Raw genomic sequence first — 18,952 nt, 5'->3', positions numbered from 1 at the left:
GCCACCGGTCCGGGCCGGTCAGCGGGGGGCCGGGCGGAGCAGGCGTACCCGGCCGGCGAGCTGCACCGCGACGGCGCCGCCGGCCCGGCCCACGGCCGGCAGCCGGCGGGGCCGGGGCGCCTGCCGCCCGTCGTAGCGGGCGGCGGCCTCCCGCAGCGCCAGTTCCTCGGCCGCCACCGGCGGCAGTGCGTCCCGCTCGCGCAGCGTGCGGGCCAGGTCCCAGCCGTCGCGCAGGGATCCGTTGCCGGGGCGACCGGCCGCCCAGCCGGCGAAGGTGGCCGGCCAGTCGGCGCCGAGCCCGGCGGCGAGCAGTGGCCAGTGCCGGGCCACCTCGCCGCCGCGCTTGCGCAGCAGGGCGCGGCGGGCCGCCTCGACCGGCCCGGCGGCGAACCCGGGTGGCAGCGGTCCGCCGGCCACCAGCGCCGAGACCAGCGCCGCCTGCCGGGCGGCCAGGTCGTGCGCCGCGCCGGTCATGTCACCGCCGGGAAACCCGAGGCGGCGGCGAGGGCGTCGAGTTCGGCGCGCAGCTCGGCGGCGGGCGGGTAGTGCCCGTCCCGCTCCAGCAGCAGCGCGGGCGGCCGCCGCCGGTCGCAGAGCGCCCCGACCAGCTCCAGTACGGCCGCCGGCACCGGGTCGGTGTGTGTGTCGTGGTAGACGCCGGCCTGCTCGGCGCCGCCGGCCACGTGCGCGTAGGCGATGCGCTCCAGCGGCAGGCGGTCGAGCAGGGCGAGCGGGTCGGTGCCACGGTTGCGCGCGTTGGCGTACACGTTGGCCACGTCGAGCAGCAGGTACGCGTCGGTGGCGGCGATGATCTCGGTGAGGAAGTCGGCCTCGTCCAGCTCGTCGTCGGGCCAGTCGAAGAGCGCGGCGATCGGCTCCAGCGCGATCGGCACCGGCAGCTCGGCGCGGGCCCGGCGCACGTTCGCGGCCACCGCGGCCACCGCCTCCCGGGTGCGCGGCAGCGGGAGCAGGTGCCCGGCCTCCAGGCCGCCGGCCCGGACGAAGGCGATGTGCTCGCTCACCAGCGGCGCGTCGACAAGCGCCGCGACCCGGGCCAGGTGCGCGACGCGCGCCGGGTCGACCGGCTCCGCGCCGCCGAGGGAGAGCCGCACCCCGTGCGGTACGACGGTGACGCCGCGCCCGCGCAGCGCGGCGAGCCCGTCGGGGAGCGGACCGCCGGCGGCCAGCGCCTCGGCGACCACCTCGACGAAGCGCAGCCCGGGCAGGTCGGCGACGAACCCGGCGATCTCCGGCCGCCACCCGATGCCCAGCCCGGCCGGCCCGGTCGCGGTCATCCGCCGCACCCGCCCCCGCCGCCGCAGGAGCTGCCGCCGCCGCACGACGAGCCGCCGCCGCACGACGAGCCGCCGCCGCAGGAGCTGCCGGGCGAGGTGCTGGACGAGCCGCCCGCGGTGGCGATGACCTGCCGCTGGATCTCGGCCTGCTCGGCGAAGCCGGGGTCCATGGCCCAGAGCGAGGCGGTGCCGAACAGCGCGACGCCCATCGCGGCGCCGGTGGCACCGTAGGTGGCGTAGGCCGGGTTGGCCGCGGGGGCCAGGTAGGTGTGCCGGCGGCGCAGCTCGCGCAGCGCCTGGTCGGCGGCCCGGGTCCGCAACGGCACTCGTCCGAACACGAGGGCGGCCGTGACCAGCACCGGCATGGTGAGCAGCAGCCAACCCACCGGGCGGTCGTTGGCCAGGCCGGCGACGATCCGGAACGCCCCCAGCAGGATCAGCGCGAGCAGCAGGAACCCGCCGCGCCGCAGCGTGCCGCGCAGCTGCGCGGACACGGCCAGGCCGCGCTGCTCCAGCCCGGTGCGCAGCTCGGTCAGCGCGCGGGTGACCCACTCGTCGGTGGGCAGCTCCCGGGTGTGCAGGTGCCGGTTCGCGGCGTGGTGGATGGCCCGGTCCAGCGGGGTGGCTCCGGCCGGGGGCGGCCCGCTCGCGGCCAGCCGCCGATCGGGCTGGACGTCGACGGTCCGGCTGCCGCGCAGGCCGCCGAGCGCGGTCCAGATCGCCAGCTGGTCGCCGCCGTTGAGGTAGGCCACCTGCTGCGGGCCGAGCTGCGCGTCGCCGACGACCGGGGTGCCGGCGAGGGCCCGCCGCCGGTGCACCAGCGTGCCGACCACCAGCACCGCCGCGACCAGCAGGTAGGCCCGGAGGAAGGCCGGGCCGGAGATGCCCCAGGTGTCCGCCGCGAGAATCGTCATGGTGTGCTCCTGTCGCGCGAGGGGGACGCCACGCCACCATTGTGGAGCCGCCCCGCCACCCGGGATCCGGGGCGGGCGTCGAGTTACCGAGCCGAGACCTGGGCTGGCGGCCGAGCCGGTCAGCGCCGGCGGACGGCCTCCTCGACCAGGTCGAGCACCGGGCCGAGGTCGCCGGCGGGCCGGCCCATGGCCAGGTGCAGCACCAGGCCGTCGTAGGCCAGCTCCAGGAACTGGGCCAGCACGTCGATGGGTACGTCCTCGCGCAGCACCCCGGCATCGCGCTGGCGGGCCAGCCGGTCCCGGGTGGCCTCGGCGATGGCGGCGGAGCGTTCCGCCCAGCGCTTGGCGAAGGCCGGATCGGTGCGCAGCCGCCGGGACACCTCGAGCTGGCTGCCCAGCCAGCCGGTGGTGTCGGGGGAGACGGCGCGGGCCAGCAGGTCCCGCATTACCTGCACCAGACCGTTGCGGGCCACCGTCTCCACCATGGCGGCGGCGTCGTCCTCGGCGACGGCGAGGAAGAGCGAGTCCTTGTCCCGGAAGTGGTGGAAGATCGCGCCCCGGGACAGCCCGGTGGCCTCCTCGAGCCGGCGCACGGTGGCGCCCTCGTAGCCGTGCCGGGCGAAACAGGCCCGCGCCGCGCCGAGAATCTCCTGCCGGCGGGCGTCGAGCTGGTCCTGACTTACTCTGGGCACGAGACGATCGTGGCAGGTCGGAAGGCCGTAGGCAAACCGTACGTACGGCTTGGGAGGCGGGTCCCGCCAGCCGCGAGGTCCATGATCGGGACGGCCGGCCGAGTCCGGTTACGATCGGCCGGTGACCGCACCCGAGGCCGACCCGGCCGGCGCCGCCGCACTGCCCACCGTCCCGCTCGTGGTGGCGGCCGTCCAGGCCGAACCGGCCCCGGGGGAGCTGTCGGGCAACGCGCGGGTGGCCGCCGACCTGGCCCGCCGGGCCGCCGCCGCGGGGGCCCGGGTCGCGGTGCTGCCCGAGCTGTTCCTGCCCGCGTACCATCCGCCGACGCTGGCCGCCGACCCGGCCGGGACCGACGTGGTGGCCGACCACGCCGGGCTGGTGACCGACCCGCGCCTGGACCCGCTGCGCGCCGCGGCCCGGGACGGCGGGGTGACGGTGGTGGTCGGCGCGGCGGTCCGCCACCCGGACCGGCGCCGGACCATCGCCGTGCTGGTCGTCGACCGGGCCGGCACGGTCACCGCGGCCTACCACAAGCAGCAGCTCTGGAGCGGGGAGCGGGAGCTGTTCAGCCCCGGCGACCGGGGCGCCACCCTGGTCGTCGACGGCTGGCGGCTCGGCCTGGGCGTCTGCTACGACGGTTGCTTCCCGGAGCACGGCCGGGCGGCCGCCGCCGACGGCGCGCACGGCTACCTGTGCCCGTCCGGCTACCTCGCCGGTTCCGAGCACCGGCGCGACCTCTACTACGCCGCCCGCGCCCTCGACAACACCATGTACGTCGTCTTCGCCAACGCGGTCGGCGGCCCGCCGCCGTGGCGGTTCAACGGCGGGGCCGCCGTCTACGACCCGCAGGGCCGGCCGTTGGTCCGGGGCGCCGACACCGGCGCGGACGTGCTCGTGACCACCTGCGATCCCGGCGTGCTGGCCGAGACCCGGGCGGCCCACACCATGCTCGCCGACCGGCTGCCGGACCAGGGCGCCCGCCGGACCACCCTGACGGGTTGAGCCGCGCCGGCCGCCGGACCTGTCGGCCGGGCGAGCCGTCCCGTAGGGTTTCCCGGTGCCACTGCTCCTGCTGGACCTGGACAACACGCTGCTCGACCGCGCCGGGTCGTTCCGTGCCTGGGCGGAGCGGTTCCTGGCCGGCGTCGGTGCGCCCCCGGCCGATCTGGACTGGCTGCTGTCCATCGACGCGGACGGGCTCACCGACCGGTGGGACGTGGCCGACGCCATCCGCGACCGGTACGCCCTGCGGGTGCCCTCCATCGACCTGGTCGAGGAGCTGACCGACGGGGTGGACGCGCGCTGCCGGCTGGATCCGCTGGTCGCCTGCGCGCTGCGGATCGTCAAGGACGCCGGCTGGGTCCCGGTGGTGGTCAGCAACGGCTCCGCCCGCCAGCACGACGCCAAGATCAGGCGGACCGGCCTGGACCGGTACGTCGCCGACTGGGTGATCTCCGAGGAGGCCGGGGTGAGCAAGCCCAACCCCCGCATCTTCGCGCTGGCCGCCCAGCGGGCCCGGCTGCCGCTGCGGGGGGCCTGGGTGATCGGCGACGGTCCGGAGGCGGACATCGGTGGCGCGACCGCCGCCGGCCTGCCCAGTGTCTGGCTGCACCGGGGGCGCACCTGGGCCGACGACCGGTTCGCCCCCACCCGTACCGCCGACGGGCTGATCGCCGCCGTGGCCACCGTGCTCGCCGGCTGACCGACCGGTGCGCCGCCGGTAATTCGGTTGCGCCGGCCGGTCGTGGGGCCGAGCATGGTGCGGCGCGAACGCGTGTCCCGGGCACCGCCCGGTCGAGGAGAGGAGGTCGGTAATGGCCGTCTTCGCAGGGTCGTTCCTCCTGCCTCCACCAGCCTCGATCAAGGGATCACCGACGCAGTGCGCGATCATGACTTCGCGGCGCGAGAGCGCCGTAACCGCGGCAAGGGCCGCTTCGACGACGACGAACCACACTTCCTGAAGCGCGGCCGGGCGACGGCGCCCGCGCCGCCGGAATCCGCCCTCGAGCTCGACACCGGGGACGCCGAGCCGCACCCGGACGACGGGGACCCGTGGTCCTCCTGGGACGCGGCCGAGCACGGCCCGGAACCGTACCCGGACTGGCTGGTCACCGACCTGGCCGCCCGCGACACCGAGCTGGGGGTGCTCAAGACCGGCAAGGAGGCGGACGTCCACCTGGTCCGCCGGGCGGTGCCGGACACCGACCGGTCGTGCCTGCTGGCCGTCAAGCGCTACCGGGACCCGCAGCACCGGCTGTTCCACCGGGACGCGGGCTACCTGGAGGGGCGGCGGGTCCGCCGGTCCCGCGAGATGCGGGCGATGGCCGGGCGGACCGCCTTCGGCCGGCAGATGATCGCCGGTCAGTGGGCGGCGGCGGAGTTCGCCGCGCTCGCCCGGCTCTGGCAGATCGGGGCCGAGCACGGCAGCATCGCCGTGCCGTACCCCGTCCAGTTGCTCGGCACCGAGCTGATGCTGGAGTTCGTCGGGGACGCGGACGCGGGTACGGCCGCGCCGCGGCTGGCCCAGCTCCGCCCCGCCCCGGAGGAACTGCGCGGGCTCTGGCGGCAGCTGGTCGACGCCCTGGTGGTGCTGGCCCGGGCCGGCTTCGCCCACGGTGACCTCTCGCCGTACAACCTGCTGGTGCACGACGGGCGGCTGGTGCTGATCGACCTGCCCCAGGTGGTCGACGTGGTGGCCAACCCGCAGGGTCCGGAGTTCCTGGCCCGGGACGTCCGGGTGGTCGCGGCGTGGTTCGCGGCCCGCGGGTTGCCGGCCGAGCGGACGGACCCCGTCGCGCTGACCGAGTTGCTGCTGCGGGAGGCGGGGGTGCGCTGACCCGGGGAGCGGTGGCGGGCGCCGACCCGGGCCGCCACCCGCCCCTCGCCGGGGCGGGTGGCGGACGTCCGGCCGGCGCGGCCCGTCCCGCCGGGTGTCACTGGAGGTAGCGCTCGACCTCGGGGATGGGGCGCTCGCCCTGGGCGTCCGGGTCGCCGTGTGCCTGCCGGGCTGCCCGCCGGCGGCGCAGCAGGTCCCAGCACTGGTCCAGCGACTCCTCCAGCTCGCGCAGCCGGGTCTTCGCCTCGTCGTCGGTGCCGACCTCGTGTTCCTGGGCCGAGGCGCGGAGCCGGTGCTCCTCGTCGACCAGTTCGGAGATGCGGCTCAGGATGGTCTTGTCGTCCATGACCCTGAGCCTGGCACAGACCGCCGGCACGCGCCCGCATACCGGCGCCGTGGCGCGCACCACGCCGAAGCCCGGGAAACCCGGTGGTCGCGCCCGACCGGCGCGGGGCGCCGGCCGCGCCCCGGTGCGCGGTCGCGGCCGGCGGTCTTCGGGCCGGGCCGAGGCCGACGCGGCAGGGGGTTGCGGCGGCGGCCGGCCCCGCCCGGCGGGGTAAGGGACCGGCGCGGTGGCCGACGCCCGGCCCCGGGCGGGCGTCGGAGTCGCCCCGGGTCGACGCCGGGTCAGCCGCGACGGGAAGCGTTAGCAGGGCGGTCTTCCACGCCGCCGAAAGTCCTGCGTGGAGTGATTGTTGCCACGGAATCCTTTATGGGCAAGCATTCCCACCGGCAGAATTTCCTTCGCCTTCTCTTCCCTCGTGACGGTGCCGAATGGCATGCTCGGCACCACCGTGACGCTGGACAGCGGTTCGATGACTGTCCGTCACCACGGAGGGTGACCCAAACCGAAAGGGAGCCGACGTGCCGGACGCGATGGCCAAACTCGACTCCGCCGGCTCAGCGGCCCGGGGCGCGCACGCCGTGCCCCTGCTCCGCACCCTGCCCGGCCTGCTGCGCGACCCGCTGCGCGAAATCGTCCGGCTGGCGGACGCGGCCCCCGACCAGGTGGTCCGGCTCAATCTGGGGACCCTGCGACCGTACCTGGTGACGGAACCGTCGCACGTGCAGCACGTGGTGCGCGACAACGCGACCAACTACGTGCGCGGCGGTGACAACCTGCTCTGGCGGCCGGTGCGCCGGCTCACCGGCGAGGGCATCATGTCCGACGGGCCACCATGGCAGGACAGCCGGGCCCGGATACAACCGCACTTCACCGCCAAGCGGATCGACGGGCTGGTGGATTCCATCAGCCAGGCCGTCAGCGCCGCCGTCGACGAGTTCGAAGAGCCGGCCCGCTCCGGCCGGTGGCTGGACATCGGGGCCGAGCTGGGCCGGATCATCTGCCAGGGGATCAGCAGCGTCTTCTTCGCCAACCGGCTGTCGACCGCCGACCAACTGCGGATCGTGGCCGCCCAGAACCGCATCTCGGCGGCGCTGCGGGGGCGGCTGCTGCTGCCGTTCCTGCCCGATGCCGTCCCGGTCCCGGGCGACCGGACGCTGCGCCGGTCCATCGAGGTGGTCGACTCGATCATGGTCCCGCTGGTGCGGGCCGAGCGGGAACAGCCGCGCGACGGCGACGACCTGCTGGCCAGCCTCGCCCGCGCCCGCGACGCCGACGGTCGCCCGCTGGACGAGCGGCGGGTCCGCGGCGACGTGGTGTCGGTGTTCGCCACTGCCACCGAGACCACCTACGCGGTGCTGACCTGGCTCTGGCCCATCCTGGACGCCCACCCGCAGGTCGCCCGGCGGCTCTATGCGGAGCTGGACGAGGTGGTGGATCCGGACGCCGCGGTCAGTCGGGAGCAGCTCGAACGGCTCACCTACACCCGGATGATCACTGACGAGCTTGTGCGGATGTATCCGGCGGGTTGGCTTCTCCCGCGCAGCGCGGTGGCGGACGACGAGATCGGCGGCACCCGGATCCGGGCCGGCGACCTCGTGGTCATCAGCCCGTACGTCACTCAGCGGCTGGCCCGGCACTGGGATCGTCCGGACGTCTTCGATCCCGAGCGGTTCGCTCCCGACCAGCCGCGCCGTGCCCACCGGTACGCGTTCTTCCCCTTCGGGGGCGGGGAGCACCAGTGCATCGGCATGCACCTGTTCAACCAGGAGGCCCCGCTGGTGATCGCCACCATCCTCAGCCGCTACCGGTTCCGGCTGCGCGAGCGGGGCATGCCGCCGAAGCAACTGGGGGCGGCGCTGCGGCCGGGCCGCCCGGTCATGATCTCCCTCACCCGCGTGTCCGGCCGGGGGCGCGGGTGATCCCGGCCCCCGTGCAGGACCGCCGCGAGCGGGACCAGCTGCACGACGCCCAGGAGCAGGGCCGGGTGTGCGGCCTGGCCATGCGCGGGCAACGCGACCTCCAGGCGCAGGCGGCGGCCCACCCCGGGCTGTTCCCGGCCGACCCGTTCGACCCGATGCTGTTCGCCAACATCTCGCTGGCCATTGCCTTCGGCGCCCCCTGGTGCACCGCCGGGCAGTTGCGGGCCGCCAACCGGATCGTGCTGTGGGGCTTCGCCCTCGACTGGCTGATCGACCACCGGGCGGGCTCCCGGGACGAGGTCTCCGAGCTGGTGGCGCGGTGCCGGGCGGTGGCCGACGGTGCGCCGCCCGCCGCCGGTGACCACCTCGGCGCGTACCTGGCCGCGGTGCAGGCGGAGCTGGACACGGCGCCGGCCTTCGCCGCGCACCGTCCGCTGTGGCGGGACTGCCTGCGCACCACGGTCGAGGCGATGGCCCGGGAATGGGCCTGGAAGGACGCCTGGCGCTCCGGCGGCCGGGCGGCCCTGCCGAGCCTGGAGGACTACCTCGCCAACGCCGACAACCACGCCTGCACGATCGTCAACATCGGACACTGGCTCTACACCGGTGACGAGGCGACCCTGGCCCATCTGGACGAGCTGGTCGCGGTGAGCAACGAGGTGCAGCGGGCGCTGCGCCTGGTCAACGACCTCGGCACCTACGAGCGCGACCAGCGCTGGGGTGACCTGAACGCCCTCCTGCTGGTCGAGGACGAGGCGCAGGTGCGGGACCGGCTCGCGGCGCTGGTGGCGGACTGCCGGCGCCGGCTCGTCCCGCTGCGGTCGAGCTGCCCCCGCGAGGCGGACTACCTGGCCCGGCAGATCGGCTTCAGCAGCGGCTTCTACCAGTTGGCCGACTTCTGGGGAATGTCGTGACGGCTGCGCCCTCGACCACCCCGGGGCGCGCCGGGACCGTCCCGGGCCAGCGTGCGGCCGGGGCCGGCACGCCGGGCAGCACGCACACCGCGCCAGCCGACCCGCTCGCCGCCGCGCACGAGCTGGTCGTCGCGCTGGCCGCCCGCCCCGCCGGCTCGGTCTCACCGTCGGTGTACGAGACGGCCCGGGTGGTGAGCGACGCCCCCTGGCTGGGCGGCCACGCCGAGCGGTTGCGCTACCTGTTGGCCGGCCAGCGGCCCGACGGCGCCTGGGGCGCCCCCGGCGGGTACGCCCTGGTGCCGACGGTCAGTGCGGTGGAGGCGCTGCTGCGCTCCCGGCGGTGGCCGGGCCCGCACCCGGACGAGGTGGCGCGGGCCGCGACGCGGGGGCTGGCCGCGCTGCGCGATCGGCTGCTCGTCGCCGACGAGCCCGTGCCGGACACGCCGGGTGTCGATCTGATCCTGCCCGAGCTGCTCGACCGGATCGGCGTGCTGCTCGCCGCCGGGGACGTGGAGCCGGGGTCGCCCGCCGCGCTGCCGCTGCCGCGGGGCATGACCCGCCGTCGGTCACAGGCGGTCGGCGCGTTGCTGGTCGCCGGCCGGCCCGTCCCGCAGAAGCTGTGGCACGCCTTCGAGGCGCTGGCCGTGCCCGCCCGGGCCGGCGTCGCGGTCCGTCCGGTCCACGGCGCGGTCGGCGCGTCGCCCGCCGCCACCGCCGCCTGGCTCGGCGACCGGGCCGACCCGCAGGTGGACCAGGCCGCGCTCGGCTATCTGGTCCGGGCCGCGGGGGCGCAGGACGGGCCGGTGCCGTGCACGACACCGATCACTGTCTTCGAGCGGGCCTGGGTCCTGGCGAGTCTGGCCCGGGCGGGCGCGGCCCGCGACGTACCCGAGCGGCTGCTCACCGAGCTGGCCGCCGCGATCGGGCCGACCGGCGCGGCCACCTCGCCCGGCCTGCCCACGGACGCCGACACCACTTCCGTCGCCCTCTACGCGCTGGCCCGGCTCGGCCGGCCGGTGCCCCCGGACAGCCTGCGGGAGTACGACACCGGCGCCCACTTCTGCACCTGGCGGGGCGAGGACGGCAGCTCGGTCACCACGAACGCCCACGTGCTGGAGGCGCTGGGCTGGCACGCCCGGCACGCCGGGTCGCCGGAGCACGCCTCGGCGGCGCAGCGGGTGGCGGGCTGGCTCCTCGACGGCCAACTGCCCGACGGCAGCTGGACGGACCGGTGGCACGCCTCGGCGTACTACGCGACCGCGAGCGTCGCGGTGAGCCTGGCCGGGTACGCCCCGGACCGGGCGCGGCGGGCGGTCGACCGGGCGGTCGACTGGGTGCTCGCCAGCCAGCGCGCCGACGGGTCGTGGGGGCGGTGGGGCGGCACGGCCGAGGAGACCGCGTACGCCCTGCACGTGCTGCTCGGCACCGGGCGGCCGGCCGGCCCCGGCGTGGCGGCCGCCGTGCGCCGGGCGGTCGACTTCCTCGACGACGACCCGGACGGCACCGCCACCGACACGCCACTGTGGCACGACAAGGACCTCTACCACCCGGTGCTGATCGTGCGCGCCGCCGTGGTCGCCGCGCGGCAACTGGTCCGGGCGGCGGGATACCCGACGCGGTGAGCATCCTTTGTGGTCGCACCGAGCGCCCGCGCGTCCGGGTGTCTCGGATCGACGGTAGCCATGATCAGGACTGCTTGAGTGATCCCCCGGACACTGCTACCGTGCGCCGGGTCGGTCGACGCACACGCGGATACCGCTGACCGGTCAATCAGTGGCTCCCCGCCAGGGATGGTTGTGATGAACTCCCGCAGCTCCAATCTGCGCCGGAAAGTCGTGGCACTGCTGGCCTCCCTCGTGGCGCTGTGGGCGTTCGCCGCCTGGGTGACCCTCCGCGAGGGCGCCAACCTGCTGTGGGTGCAGATGCTCGACAGCCAGGTGGCGCAGCCAGGAGAGCCGCTGGTGGTGGAGTTGCAGGCCGAGCGGCGGGCCTCCGCCGCCTTCCTGGGCGGCGCCGAGCGCGCCGAGCTGACCGAGCAGTGGGAGCGGACCACCCAGGTCGCCGACGAGTTCCGGGGCTCGGTGGACAACTGGCGGGTGGACCTCGCGGCCAGCGACGACAACCAGGGCCAGATCGACGCGGTGGTCACCGGGCTGGACCGGCTGGAGACGGTCCGCAAGGCGGTCGCCGCCCGCCAGGTCGACCGCGTCGAGGCCACCACGGCCTACACCGAGCTGATCGACTCGGTCCTGCGGATGTACGGCTCGCTTGCCCAACTGGATGACGCGCGGCTCGCCCGGGAGACCACCGCACTTATCCAACTGACCCGGATCCGCGAGCTCATCTCGCAGGAGGACGCCCTGCTGACCGGGGCACTCGCCACCGGCCGGCTGACCCCCGCGGAGAGCGCCGCGTTCGCGCGTACCGTCGGCGCCCAGCGCTACCTGAGCGACCAGGCCCGGGCCTCGCTGTCCGACGCCGACCGCCGGGGCTTCGAGCAGGTGCTCGCCAGCGAGGCGTACACGGCCTTCCGGAGCCTGGAGGATCGGGTGGTGCTCTCCACCCGGTCGTCGACGACCCCGCAGGTGACGGCGGAGCAGTGGCGTCCGGCGGTCGACCGGGCGGTCGCGGAGCAGCAGCGGTTCATCGTGGACGCCGGTGACGGCCTCGTCGACCGTGCGGTGCCCGTCGCGGTCGGGGTCATCCTGCGGCTGGTGCTCGCCGCCGGTCTCGGCCTGCTCGCCGTCATCGCCTCGGTCATCGTCTCGATCACCACCGCGCGGGCCCTGCTCAGTCAGTTGGAGCGGCTGCGGGAGGCGGCGTTCCAGCTGGCCAACGAGCGGCTGCCCGGGGTGGTGGAACGGCTCGGCCGGGGCGAGGAGGTCGACGTCGCCAAGGAGGCCCCACCGCTGGAGTTCGGCGACGACGAGATCGGGCAGGTCGGCAAGGCGTTCAACGTCGTCCAGGAGACCGCCCTGCGCACCGCGGTCGAGCAGGCCGAGCTGCGGCGCAACGTCCGGGAGGTGTTCCTCAGCCTGGCCCGGCGCACCCAGGCGCTGGTGCACCGGCAGCTCACCCTGCTGGACGCGATGGAACGGCGGGAACAGGACGCGGAGGAGCTGGAGGACCTCTTCCGGGTCGACCACCTGGCCACCCGGATGCGGCGCAACGCCGAGAACCTGATCGTGCTCTCCGGCTCGACGCCCGGCCGCGCCTGGCGGCGCAACGTGCCGATGGTCGACGTGATCCGGGGCGCGGTCGGCGAGGTCGAGGACTACACCCGGGTCAACGTGCTGCCGCTGGGCCGGGTGTCGCTGGCCGGCCGGGCGGTGGGTGACGTCATCCACCTGCTGGCCGAGCTGATCGAGAACGGACTGTCCTTCTCGCCGCCGCACACCAGCGTCGAGGTGCGCGGCCAACTGGTGGCCACCGGGTTCGCGATCGAGATCGAGGACCGCGGGCTGGGCATGAGCGAGGAGGACCTGGCCGCCGCCAACCACCGCATCGTCGACCGCTCCGAGTTGAACCTCGCCAACGCGGCCCGCCTCGGCCTGTACGTGGTGAGCCGGCTGACCGAACGGCACGGCGTCCGGGTGCGGCTGAAGGAGTCGCCGTACGGCGGCACCACCGCCGTCGTGCTGATCCCGCTGGAGCTGGTCACCGTGGACGATGCCGACCCGAACACCTCGGGCGGCTTCCCGGTCGGGACGGCCGCCGCGACGGTGACGGCGGGGGAGGCGCAGCCCGCCGCGCCGGCGACTGTCGAGCGGCCCGCCGCGCCGGCGGCCGTCGAGCGGCCCGCCGCTCCGGCGACGCTGACGCAGGCCCGGGACGCGTCGGCGTCCCCGGCGCCCGCCCCGGCGTCGCCCCGGCCAGCCGCCGGAGCGGCGGAGGAGGTGCCGGTGGGGGAACCGGAAAACCTGCCCACCCGGGTCCGGGGCGCGGCCGCGCCGGCACCCGACGCCGCGCTGGCGCGGCCCGCGCCGGCCACCATCGAGGGGACCGCCGCGCCGGCCGCCGACCGCCTTCCGGCGTCCGCCGAGGCCGCGCAGACGGACTCGGGTCTGCCGGTACGCGTACGGCAGGCGCACATCGCCCCCGAGCTGCGGGACGAACCGTCCACCGACACCGACGTCGAAGACGAGGCGGCGCGACCGCCGGAGCAGGTGCGCCGAATGATGAGCTCGTACCAGACCGGTACCCGGCGCGGGCGGACCGACGCGGCGCGGCTGATCGGCGGCGCCGCCACCGGGACGCGGGCGGAGACCGCCCCGGAGGCCGGCGGCGAGCAGGCGACCTGAGCGGCAACGGCGCGCGCCCCGCGCGCCGGCCGCAGGCTCCAGACGGACACGGCGACACCAGCCGGAAAGAAGAGGACGACGAGTGGCGCAGAAGACGGCTTCGAGTGCCGACCTGACGTGGTTGCTGGATGATCTGGTGGGCCGGGTGAAGCAGGCCGAACACGCTGTCGCGCTCTCCACCGACGGCCTGCTGATGGCGGCGTCCCGGGGGCTGAGCCGCGACGACGGCGAGCACCTGGCGGCGATGGCGGCGGGCATCCAGAGCCTGGCCCGGGGTGCGGGCAAGCGCTTCGGCGGTGGCCAGGTGCAGCAGACCATCATCGAGATGCAGTCGTCGTTCCTCTTCGTGACCGCGGCCGGACGCAACGCGTGCCTGGCGGTGCTCGCCTCCGAGGACGCCGACGTCGGTCTCATCGCGTACGAGATGGCCATGCTGGTGACCCGGGTGGGCAAGTTCGTCGCCTCGCCGAACCGGGTGCCCGAACAGCCGACGGGGGAGAGCCAGCCGAGATGACGGCCAACGGGGAGCCCGAGGAGATCCAGTGGGTGGACGACCACGCCGGACCGGTGGTGCGGCCGTACGCGGTCACCCGCGGCCGGGCCCGCCCGGTCACCGGCACCTTCGATCTGATCTCCCTGGTGTCGGCGACCCGCGGAGAGGCGACACCGGAGGCCGGGCTGGGCCCGGAGCATCTCGCCATCGTCGCCCTCTGCCAGCGGATCCAGTCCGTGGCGGAGGTGGCCGCCCACCTGGACCTGCCGGTGGGCACCATCCGGGTTCTCCTCGGTGACCTGGTGGCCCGCGAGCTGGTGCAGGTCCGAGAGCCGCGCGCTACCGCCGGCGTTCCTGACGACAGTGTTTTCGAGGCGGTTATCAATGGACTACGGGCACTCTGAGCGGCCGGCGGGCGCGGCGCCGCTGCCCACCGCGATCAAGATCCTGGTCGCCGGTGGTTTCGGCGTCGGCAAGACGACCATGGTCGGCGCGGTGAGCGAGACCCGCCCGCTGCGCACCGAGGAGGTGCTGACCGAGACCGGGGTCGGCATCGACGACCTGTCCGGGGTGGAGGGTAAGGCCACCACCACCGTGGCGATGGACTTCGGCCGGATCACCATCAGCGACGACCTGGTGCTCTATCTGTTCGGCACGCCCGGGCAGGACCGCTTCTGGTTCGTCTGGGACGAGCTGGCGCTGGGCGCGATCGGCGCGGTGGTGCTGGCCGACACCCGACGGCTGGCGGACTGCTTCCCGTCGATCGACTACTTCGAGGGCCGGGGCACGCCGTTCGTGGTGGCGGTGAACTGCTTCGAGGGCGCCAAGCAGTTCCGGCTCGACGAGGTGCAGGCGGCGCTGAACCTCGACCCCGGGGTGCCGGTGCTGCTCTGCGACGCCCGCCGGCGGGAGTCCAGCAAGGAGGTGCTCATCACGCTGATGGAGCACGCCATGAAGGCCCGGGAGGCCCGCCGCCGCGCCGCCACCGACTGACCGCCCAGTCGTTCACCGGCCCGCTGGTCAGTCCTCGAAGTCGACCCCGGCGAGCGTGGCCGTACGGTGGGCGGCGAGGCGTTCGGCCTGCTCGACGACCGCGCGGCGCCGGCTGTCGGGCAGCTTCGCCCAGGGGCGGACGGTGACGGTCAGCCGGCTGCCGGACTTGCGCGGGCGCCAGGTGCCGACCAGTTCGCCGTCGACCAGCACGGCGCCGGGCCGGCCCAGCACCGGCCACAGCTCCCGGGCGTGCGCCGCGTCCGGCACCAGGGTCGCCCGGTCCTTCGCCTGGAGGAAGAGGTCGAACGGGCCGAGCAGGCGGGTCGCCGGGGCCTCGGCCGACGCCAGTGCCGGCGCGTCCGCGGCCAGCAGTGCGCGAGCCTCGCCGTCGACCGTCACCTCGACCACGTCCCGCGGCCAGCGCGCCTTGACCTCCTTGACCGGGGCGTCGAGATAGCCGGCGACGTCCCGAGGGGTGGCCGGGCCCAGCAGCCGCAGGTACGCCCGGATCAGGTCGAACCGGTCGCCGGCCGCGTCGGCCTTCGTGAACCCGGGGATGCGCGCCAGCACCGGTGGCGACGTGCCGGGCCGCAGCTCCAGACCGGCCCGCAGGGCGGCCAGCCGGAACGGCATCTCGTAGAGGTGGGTGGCCTGGCAGGGCCGGCAGAACCGCAGGTAGGGCTCGGGCAGCAGCTGCGCCAGGCGGCCGGAGACCTCGCCCTTGACCGTCGGTCGGGTGACGACGGACCGCAGCCGCGCGGCCACCTCGTCGAGGGCGGCGAGGATGCCGATGCCGGCGGCCTTCAGCGGCTTCGCGGCGTCGTAGATGCGCCTGCCGGCGTCGGCGTCGGACCACGGCGCGACCGCGGCCGCCACCTGACCCACGTCGGCCCGCCGGTAGAGGTGCGGCGCGCCGCGCACGGTCCAGAGCAGGATCAGGTCGTCGCCGGTGGACGCGGGTGGGGTGACCCCGCGCTGCGCCAGCGCCCAGCCGCCGCCGTCCTGGCCGGTGTCCTGCACGCCGATGTCCAGCACGGCGGTGTCCGCCGGCGTGCCCTCGGCCCGGGTGAGCTGCTGGGCCCGGGCGCGGAAACTCAGCACCTGGCGTCGGTCGACCACCCGGTCACCCTACGCAATGCGCGGCGCGACGGGGCCCCATCCGATGTCGACATCCGTGGCAGGATCCCCGGCCGGCCCGGTCGGCGGAACGCGCCAGGGCCCCTCCCCGCTCGTCGCGGGAAGGGGCCCTGGAAACGGTACGAGATCAGCTGGCGATCATGCGGCGCAGCACGTACTGCAGGATCCCGCCGTGCCGGTAGTAGTCCGCCTCACCGGGGGTGTCGATGCGGACCATCGCCTCGAACTCCACGCCGGTGTCGGTGGTGACCGTGACCGTGCGCGGGGTGTCGCCGTCGTTCAGCGCGGTGACGCCGCTGATCGAGAACGTCTCGGTGCCGGTCAGGCCCAGCGACTCGGCGGTCTCGCCGACCGGGAACTGCAGCGGCAGCACGCCCATGCCGATCAGGTTCGAGCGGTGGATCCGCTCGTACGACTCGGCGATGACCGCCTTGACGCCGAGCAGCATGGTGCCCTTGGCCGCCCAGTCGCGGGACGAGCCGGAGCCGTACTCCTTGCCGGCCAGGATGACCAGCGGGACGCCGGCCTCCTGGTAGGCCATCGAGGCGTCGTAGATGGAGGTCTGCTCGCCGGTCAGGTGGTTGACGGTGACGCCGCCCTCCACCCCGGGGACCAGCTGGTTGCGCAGCCGGATGTTGGCGAAGGTGCCCCGGATCATCACCTCGTGGTTGCCCCGGCGGGAGCCGTACGAGTTGAACTCGTGCCGGGCCACGCCGTGCTCGGCCAGGTACCTGCCGGCGGGGGAGTCCGCCTTGATCGAGCCGGCCGGGGAGATGTGGTCGGTGGTCACCGAGTCGCCCAGCTTGGCCAGCACCCGCGCGCCGGCGATGTCCTGCACCGGGGTCGGCTGCTGCTGCATGCCCTCGAAGTACGGGGGCTTGCGGACGTAGGTGGACTCGCCGTCCCAGGCGAAGGTGTCCCCGGTCGGGGTGGGCAGCGACTGCCAGCGCTCGTCACCGGCGAACACGTCGGCGTACGCGGCGCTGAACCCGGTGGCGCCGATCGCGGAGGCGATGACGTCCTGGATCTCCGCGGTGTTCGGCCAGATGTCGCGCAGGAAGACCGGGTTGCCCTCGCTGTCCTCGCCGATCGGCTCGTTGGCCAGGTCGATGTCCATGGTGCCGGCCAGCGCGTACGCGACCACCAGCGGCGGGGACGCCAGGTAGTTCATCTTGACGTCCGGGTTGATCCGGCCCTCGAAGTTCCGGTTGCCGGACAGCACCGAGACGACGGCCAGGTCGCCCTCGTTCACCGCAGCGGAGACCTCCTCCGGCAGCGGGCCGGAGTTGCCGATGCAGGTGGTGCAGCCGTAGCCGACCAGGTTGAAGCCGAGCTTCTCCAGGTACGGCGTCAGGCCGGCGCGCTCGTAGTAGTCCATGACGACCTTGGAACCCGGGGCCAGGGTGGTCTTCACCCAGGGCTTGCGGGCCAGGCCCTTGTCGACCGCGTTGCGGGCGAGCAGCGCGGCGCCGATCATCACCTGCGGGTTGGAGGTGTTGGTGCAGGAGGTGATCGCGGCGATCACCACGGCGCCGTGGTCCAGCTCGTACTCGACCCCGTCGGCGCCGGTCACCCGGACCGGGTTGGTGGCCCGGCCACCCGCGCCGGCGGCGGCGGTCTCCAGGTCGCGCGGCTCGTCGGCCGGGTCGCTGTAGTCGTTGGCCGGCGGGTCGCTGGCCGGGAAGGACTCGGCGCTGGCCTCGTCGGCCGGGCCGTTGGCGCCGCGCGGCAGCTGCTCGCGGGCCACGCCCGGCTTCAGGTCGCGCTCGCCGGTGCCGCCGTCGGCGACGTAGTCGGTGAGCGCGGAGCGGAACAGCGTCTTGGCGGCGCCCAGCGGCACCCGGTCCTGCGGGCGCTTCGGGCCGGCGAGGGACGGCTCGATGGTGCTCAGGTCCAGCTCGAGGCGCTCGGAGTACTCCGGCTCGTGGTTCGGGTCGTGCCAGAGGCCCTGCTCCTTGGCGTACGCCTCGACCAGCGCGACCTGCTTCGGGTCGCGGCCGGTCAGCTCCAGGTAGCGGACCGTCTCGGCGTCGATCGGGAAGATCGCCACGGTGGAGCCGTACTCCGGCGACATGTTGCCGATGGTCGCCCGGTTGGCCAGCGGCACCGCGCTCACGCCGGGGCCGTAGAACTCGACGAACTTGCCGACCACGCCGTGCTTGCGCAGCATCTCGGTGATGGTGAGCACCAGGTCGGTGGCGGTGGTGCCGGCCGGCATCTCGCCGTGCAGCTTGAAGCCGACCACGCGCGGGATCAGCATGCTGACCGGCTGGCCGAGCATCGCGGCCTCGGCCTCGATGCCGCCGACGCCCCAGCCCAGCACGCCCAGGCCGTTGACCATGGTGGTGTGCGAGTCGGTGCCGACGACGGTGTCCGGGTACGCCTGGCCGTCGCGCTCCATGATCGTACGGGCCAGGTACTCGATGTTTACCTGGTGCACGATGCCGGTGCCCGGCGGGACGACCTTGAACTCGTTGAACGCGCTCTGGCCCCAGCGCAGGAACTGGTAGCGCTCCTTGTTGCGCTCGTACTCCAGCTCGACGTTGCGCTCGAAGGCGTCCTCGCGGCCGAACAGGTCGGCGATGACGGAGTGGTCGATGACCAGCTCGGCCGGCGCGAGCGGGTTCACCTTGGTGGCGTCGCCGCCGAGGTCGCGGACGGCCTCGCGCATGGTGGCCAGGTCGACGACGCAGGGCACGCCGGTGAAGTCCTGCATCAGCACCCGGGCCGGGGTGAACTGGATCTCCACGCTGGGGTCGGCGGTGGGGTCCCACGCGCCGAGCTGCTGGATGTGGTCGGCGGTGATGTTCGCGCCGTCCTCGGTCCGCAGCAGGTTCTCCAGCAGGATCTTCAAGCTGTAGGGCAGCCGGGCGTGGCCCTCCACCTTGTCGATCCTGAAAATCTCGTAGCTCGCGTCTCCGACGCGCAGCTGGGTCTTCGCACCGAAGGTGTCGAGGCTCGCCACGTCGTACTCCTTCACACCAGCGACCGTGAGTAGTCCTGAGCAGTTTGTCGCACCGGCCGGGGCGCTGCCGTGCTTAGGCAACACTTACCCGCGGCGGGCTCTACAAAACCGTACGTCCGTCTTGCTATTCGCGCAACCTCGACGCG

The 18,952-nt window shown here is 74.7% G+C and carries 17 protein-coding genes; 10 read left to right on the top strand and 7 right to left on the bottom strand.

All coding sequences use genetic code 11. The features are described from left to right. Positions 1-18: 18 nt before the first annotated feature. From K7640_RS12180 to K7640_RS12165, 4 genes are all read right to left on the bottom strand, one after another. Complete coding sequence (locus K7640_RS12180) at positions 19-474, bottom strand: hypothetical protein (RefSeq protein ID WP_222954891.1); 456 nt, start codon at positions 472-474, stop codon at positions 19-21. Then, positions 471-1,295, bottom strand: coding sequence for a DUF692 domain-containing protein (locus tag K7640_RS12175; RefSeq protein WP_222954890.1), 825 nt, complete (start codon positions 1,293-1,295; stop codon positions 471-473). The genes K7640_RS12180 and K7640_RS12175 overlap by 4 nt, the downstream gene beginning before the upstream one ends. Next, positions 1,292-2,209, bottom strand: coding sequence for a TIGR04222 domain-containing membrane protein (locus K7640_RS12170; protein WP_222954889.1), 918 nt, complete (start codon positions 2,207-2,209; stop codon positions 1,292-1,294). The genes K7640_RS12175 and K7640_RS12170 overlap by 4 nt, the downstream gene beginning before the upstream one ends. A gap of 119 nt (positions 2,210-2,328) precedes the next feature. Beyond that, a complete protein-coding gene (locus tag K7640_RS12165; RefSeq protein ID WP_222954888.1) occupies positions 2,329-2,901 on the bottom strand; it encodes a TetR/AcrR family transcriptional regulator in 573 nt (190 codons plus the stop codon). A gap of 121 nt (positions 2,902-3,022) precedes the next feature. Here K7640_RS12165 and K7640_RS12160 point away from each other — a divergent pair, with 121 nt between their 5' ends. From K7640_RS12160 to K7640_RS12150, 3 genes are all read left to right on the top strand, one after another. Further along, positions 3,023-3,904, top strand: coding sequence for a carbon-nitrogen hydrolase family protein (locus K7640_RS12160; protein WP_308042528.1), 882 nt, complete (start codon positions 3,023-3,025; stop codon positions 3,902-3,904). A gap of 55 nt (positions 3,905-3,959) precedes the next feature. Beyond that, positions 3,960-4,604 carry an HAD family hydrolase gene (locus K7640_RS12155; protein WP_222954887.1) on the top strand — a complete coding sequence of 215 codons (645 nt, stop codon included), beginning with the start codon at positions 3,960-3,962 and terminating at the stop codon, positions 4,602-4,604. Between the two features lie 177 nt (positions 4,605-4,781). Beyond that, on the top strand, positions 4,782-5,738 hold the full coding sequence (locus K7640_RS12150; RefSeq protein ID WP_222954886.1) for an RIO1 family regulatory kinase/ATPase: 957 nt from the start codon (positions 4,782-4,784) through the stop codon (positions 5,736-5,738). A gap of 97 nt (positions 5,739-5,835) precedes the next feature. On the opposite strand, the gene K7640_RS12145 is transcribed toward K7640_RS12150, so the two are convergent. Beyond that, entirely contained in the window at positions 5,836-6,084 is a 249-nt protein-coding gene (locus tag K7640_RS12145; RefSeq protein ID WP_222954885.1) for a DUF2630 family protein, read from the bottom strand. A gap of 518 nt (positions 6,085-6,602) precedes the next feature. Here K7640_RS12145 and K7640_RS12140 point away from each other — a divergent pair. From K7640_RS12140 to K7640_RS12110, 7 genes are all read left to right on the top strand, one after another. Next, complete coding sequence (locus K7640_RS12140; protein ID WP_308042527.1) at positions 6,603-8,003, top strand: cytochrome P450; 1,401 nt, start codon at positions 6,603-6,605, stop codon at positions 8,001-8,003. Between the two features lie 80 nt (positions 8,004-8,083). Then, a complete protein-coding gene (locus K7640_RS12135) occupies positions 8,084-8,917 on the top strand; it encodes a terpene synthase family protein (RefSeq protein WP_222955107.1) in 834 nt (277 codons plus the stop codon). Further along, on the top strand, positions 8,914-10,539 hold the full coding sequence (locus K7640_RS12130; RefSeq protein WP_222954884.1) for a prenyltransferase/squalene oxidase repeat-containing protein: 1,626 nt from the start codon (positions 8,914-8,916) through the stop codon (positions 10,537-10,539). The genes K7640_RS12135 and K7640_RS12130 overlap by 4 nt, the downstream gene beginning before the upstream one ends. Positions 10,540-10,716: 177 nt before the next feature. Next, complete coding sequence (locus tag K7640_RS12125) at positions 10,717-13,218, top strand: nitrate- and nitrite sensing domain-containing protein (protein WP_222954883.1); 2,502 nt, start codon at positions 10,717-10,719, stop codon at positions 13,216-13,218. An 82-nt stretch (positions 13,219-13,300) separates the two neighbouring features. After that, positions 13,301-13,732, top strand: a complete 432-nt coding sequence (locus K7640_RS12120) for a roadblock/LC7 domain-containing protein (protein ID WP_222954882.1) — start codon at positions 13,301-13,303, stop codon at positions 13,730-13,732. After that, entirely contained in the window at positions 13,729-14,115 is a 387-nt protein-coding gene (locus K7640_RS12115) for a DUF742 domain-containing protein (protein WP_222954881.1), read from the top strand. The genes K7640_RS12120 and K7640_RS12115 overlap by 4 nt, the downstream gene beginning before the upstream one ends. Further along, positions 14,096-14,704, top strand: coding sequence for an ATP/GTP-binding protein (locus tag K7640_RS12110; protein WP_222954880.1), 609 nt, complete (start codon positions 14,096-14,098; stop codon positions 14,702-14,704). Before K7640_RS12115 ends, K7640_RS12110 begins: the two co-directional genes overlap by 20 nt. Before the next feature lie 27 nt (positions 14,705-14,731). Here the strand turns inward: K7640_RS12110 and K7640_RS12105 are convergent, their stop codons facing one another. Both K7640_RS12105 and K7640_RS12100 read right to left on the bottom strand, forming a co-directional pair. Beyond that, positions 14,732-15,823, bottom strand: coding sequence for a winged helix DNA-binding domain-containing protein (locus K7640_RS12105; RefSeq protein ID WP_222954879.1), 1,092 nt, complete (start codon positions 15,821-15,823; stop codon positions 14,732-14,734). Positions 15,824-15,968: 145 nt separating this feature from the next. Next, positions 15,969-18,821, bottom strand: coding sequence for an aconitate hydratase (locus K7640_RS12100; protein WP_222954878.1), 2,853 nt, complete (start codon positions 18,819-18,821; stop codon positions 15,969-15,971). Positions 18,822-18,952 lie beyond the last annotated feature (131 nt).

It is taken from the genome of Micromonospora sp. PLK6-60 (assembly GCF_019890675.1).
Classification (GTDB): domain Bacteria; phylum Actinomycetota; class Actinomycetes; order Mycobacteriales; family Micromonosporaceae; genus Micromonospora.
Note: the sequence above shows the minus strand (reverse complement) of the source record. Positions and strands in the feature narration are given on the sequence as shown.